The organism is Psychromonas sp. (genome assembly GCF_983033635.1).
In genome coordinates this window covers 1-4,000 of record NZ_CEZLMY010000242.1, presented here as the reverse complement: position 1 = coordinate 4,000, position 4,000 = coordinate 1, and the positions used below count along the sequence as shown (strand labels likewise).

Genomic DNA, 4,000 nt, shown 5'->3' with positions numbered 1-4,000 from the left:
GCGTTTTGCGGACTGCTGGCACCTAATGAGATAATTGCCAACTGCTCTTCTGCAACGCCTTTATCAACTAAAAATTCAGCCACGACTTGTGCTCGTCTTTTAGCAAGTTTGCCATTGTATAAAACATTACCAGTTCGGTCCGCATACCCCACCACTTGCCACACAGCTTTATTGTTCGCACCTTGGCTTTTCATAAACTCAGCGCTTTCATTTAATGACTGAAAATAGGAAGGATTTATCTCGCTGGAATCAAATGCAAATAACACCTCATTTTCAATCACCATTTTTTTACCCTCGACAGGCTCAAGCTGATCTGTGCTGGCTTTATTTCCCTCCTTAACTGATGTTTGCTGAGCGTCTACCTGCGTTTCATCTTGTTGTTCAATTTCTATGGGATATTGCACCTGTTCCTGCAACTCAGATTCAATCTGCGGTTGCGAAAGCAGGTTCGCTTGTGCAATTAATGCCAGCTCCTGCACATCCGTGCTAGCCATACTGCTTTCAAGTAACCCCGCTATGTTGTGCGGATCATTTGTTGGTAAAAAATCAGGTTCAGATTGATACTGCTCTAAGGCGATTAAACCACCCGTGATTGTAGAGATGATCACAATGCTCAGTACCGATTTTTTGAATGTTGATTGATTTTTATTATTAGTCATACTTTTACCCTTTTAAGCTGCTTAAAATTTATGTTGTGTAAAATAGTGTGCTGTTGAACTGATGAGTTAATTTAAGCAGACAGTTGTGTTTATTAAGGGGTAAGAAAAAGGCAGAGTGCTGATCAATTGTGTTCAAAAAAAGGCAATCACCGCCAGCCTCTTTTTAGTGACCGTTTTTCACGTATACTGCTGTTAAGAGAGACAACAAGGATCTACAAAATGAAACGTATTGCGATCGTTGAAGACGAAAAAAACATTCGCGAAAATTATGCAGATTTAATGTGTAAACACGGTTATCAGGTGAACAGTTATGAAAACCGCCTTGATGCGATCCGTGCTTTTGAAGTTCGCCTTCCGGATCTTGCTATTATTGATATCGGTTTAGGCGATGAATATGACGGAGGTTTTATGCTTTGTCAGTCACTGCGTTTACTATCTTCCACTGTGCCAATTATATTTTTAACTGCACGTGATAATGACTTTGACACAATATCCGGCTTACGCTTAGGGGCGGATGATTACTTAACGAAAGATATTGGACTTGAGCACTTAATGGTGCGGATCAGTGCGCTGTTTCGCCGCATCGACGTAATGCAAAAACCAAGCGATCAAAACAAAATACTAGCGCGCGGTTTATTAACTATCGATAGCGACAGAATGCAGATTTTCTGGGCAGAACAACCTCTTGATTTTACAATCACCGAATTTTGGATTGTCCATGCACTGGCAAATCGCGCCGGCATTGTACGTAACCGTCAGCAACTGATGCAGGATGCTAATATGGTGGTTGACGACAATACCATCACTTCACATATCAAGCGCATTCGTAAAAAGTTTATTAATTTAGATGCCAACTTTAACGAAATCACTGCCGTGTACGGCATGGGTTACCGTTGGGATATTTCACAAGAAGAAACACTGTGAACAAATTTTCAATCGGCCTGCGCAGTAAAGTGATACTCATCTCGAGCTTTTTATTGATATTACCCTGGCTCGGTTATCAATATGTGTGGGAGATGGAAAAATTCCTGCGCCAAGGTCAGGAGCAAACCCTAATCGGTACAACACGCGCTGTTGCAACCGCCCTGCATGAAAGGCCTAAACTGTTTAATTCTCAGGCCAGTTTTTTGCAAGAAGTTGAAGCAGGTAAAGATCTTTACGCTTACGATATAAAACAGGTAATCCAAATTGATGGATTGCTGGATGACTGGCAAGCGAATCACAAACAGAGTCTGTTTTATGGTGCGGACTATGTGCGTTTTCAGGCAGATAAAAACAGCAGCAACCCCATCTCCTTTACCCATATGGTAGGAAAACGCGATGGCTACTTATATGGCTATTTGCAGGTCAATGATCAATATCCCGTTTTTCGTAACCCTAATTCACGTCAAATAGATAAAAACGATCACCTTATAATTGCGCTAAGCTCCCCACAGGAAAAGTTACAACACTATGTAATTTCAGTTCATAAAGATGGTTGGTTTAATGCCTTTTTAAGACCCAATCCCGACAGTGATATTAGCGAATTACAACGTGAAAAACGCATTCAAGGTTACTGGAAACAAACTGCAGCCGGTTATAATATCGAATTTCGATTTCCCCTTGATATGCTGGGTAATAAATTAGGTTTTGCTTTGCATACTGTATCAGATAAGAATAACCGCCGTGTGGACAATATCATCTCCACATCTAATACCCATAATTTACAAAAACTTGGCACCGTATTAGTACCCTCTCCAGAAATTGCGCGAATAATTAAAGGTATGAGCCATAGCCGCTCGCGCATCTGGGTGGTGGATCGTCACCAGCGCGTATTGGCCAAAGCAGGTGATATCCGTCAGGCAGATGGCGTGTGGGGTTCAGATGAGCAGAATAAGCAAACAGATAATTCACTGTGGGATAAACTGCAAAACAACTTACTTGCTCCGCTTTATAGCCTTATCTTGTCTCCCCCACCAGGTGATTTTATCGATGACTTACAAGATTCAACGCAATTAAACAGTGAATTTATCAAACTGGTATTAACCGGAAAATCACAGTCAAGCTGGTCTTTAACAAAAGACAAAAAAGCGATGATTTTATCTGCAGCGAGCCCGATCATGGTCGGCGATAAAGTGATGGGTATTGTAGTCGCAGAAGAGACCACCAACGGCATCCGCACTCTGCGTAATAAAGCACTGGAAAAACTGTTTAATGTATTACTCAGTATTATTATTATCGGCACATTACTGTTATTTGTTTTTGCCTCCAATATCGCCTCGCGCATTCGTAAATTACGTGATCAGGCTGATAACGCCATCGACTCTCAAGGGCGTATTTCAGTACCTTTTTCCCCCTCAACATCCGGTGATGAGATTGGCGATCTGTCTCGGGGATTATCGGATATGGTTAACCGTTTAGGGCAGTATCATTTTTATCTGGAAAACCTGTCATCTCGTCTCTCTCATGAACTGCGTACTCCGGTTGCAGTGGTACGTTCATCTCTGGAAAACCTGTCATTATTGCCACAAAACGATGAAAACCAGAAATATATCCACCGAGCAGAAAAAGGGATCAGTCGATTAAATCGCATTTTATCCAGTATGAGTGAAGCTACACGTATTGAGCAAAGCCTGCAAAGCAGTGAAAAAGAGCATCTTCCTGTAAATGAGTTGCTTGATGGCTGTGTTCAGGGTTATCAAATGACCTACAATGAGTATCAGTTTGAGTTAAATCAAAACGATAAAACATTAATCATCAACGCAGAGCCGGATTTTATCGTACAACTATTGGATAAATTAGTCAGTAATGCGATGGAGTTTAGTGAACCCCAAAATCCCATTGAAATTTCACTTAAACAGCAGGCAAAGAATGCATTAATAACTGTTTCTAATATCGGTCCACTATTGCCAGAAAATATGAGTGATGAACTATTAAAATCCATGGTTTCAGTGCGCCCGCAAAGCAGGCAAAATAAAACCCATTTAGGTTTAGGCTTGTTTATCGCCAAAATAATCAGCGAATTTCACCAGGGTGAAATCAGCATTCAAAACCGAGCTGATAATTTGGGCGTTGAAGTATCTGTCAGTTTGCCGCTTGATAAGCCTTAACCCTTATGAATTTAACAACTGATTTTACTTGGAATTATTAAAAACAAACCCGATACAACTCTTGGCATAATACGTTTTCCCCATGAAATTTATCATCCTGATGGCCATGTGCAGGTAGAACAGGTATCTGGATCGCCAGGTTGGACTGACTCCCCTACTACTTTATTAGCGAAGATAGAGCAAAGTTATCGAGACCGTAAAAACGCTAATCAACAGCACAACGGGTTCAGGCCTTGATACTGAAATAGATCT

Annotated in this window: 3 protein-coding genes; 2 read left to right on the top strand and 1 reads right to left on the bottom strand. The window is 41.1% G+C overall.

Translation table 11 applies throughout. From position 1 onward, the window contains the following. Positions 1 to 659 (bottom strand): OmpA family protein (locus tag AC4GME_RS17785; RefSeq protein WP_490379935.1); only part of this gene is annotated, 659 nt, incomplete at its 3' end. Between the two features lie 219 nt (positions 660 to 878). On the opposite strand from AC4GME_RS17785, the gene pdsR reads away from it, so the two are divergent. Both pdsR and pdsS read left to right on the top strand, forming a co-directional pair. After that, complete coding sequence (gene pdsR, locus AC4GME_RS17780) at positions 879 to 1,583, top strand: proteobacterial dedicated sortase system response regulator (protein WP_490376008.1); 705 nt, start codon at positions 879 to 881, stop codon at positions 1,581 to 1,583. Then, positions 1,580 to 3,748: a proteobacterial dedicated sortase system histidine kinase gene (gene pdsS / locus AC4GME_RS17775; RefSeq protein ID WP_490376007.1), complete on the top strand. Its 2,169-nt coding sequence runs from the start codon at positions 1,580 to 1,582 to the stop codon at positions 3,746 to 3,748. Before pdsR ends, pdsS begins: the two co-directional genes overlap by 4 nt. Positions 3,749 to 4,000: the final 252 nt, after the last annotated feature.

What these genes read in the sequence shown, in the direction of transcription:
- pdsR (WP_490376008.1), top strand. Translation starts at nt 879, where the DNA reads ATGAAACGTATTGCGATCGTTGAAGACGAAAAAAACATTCGCGAAAAT.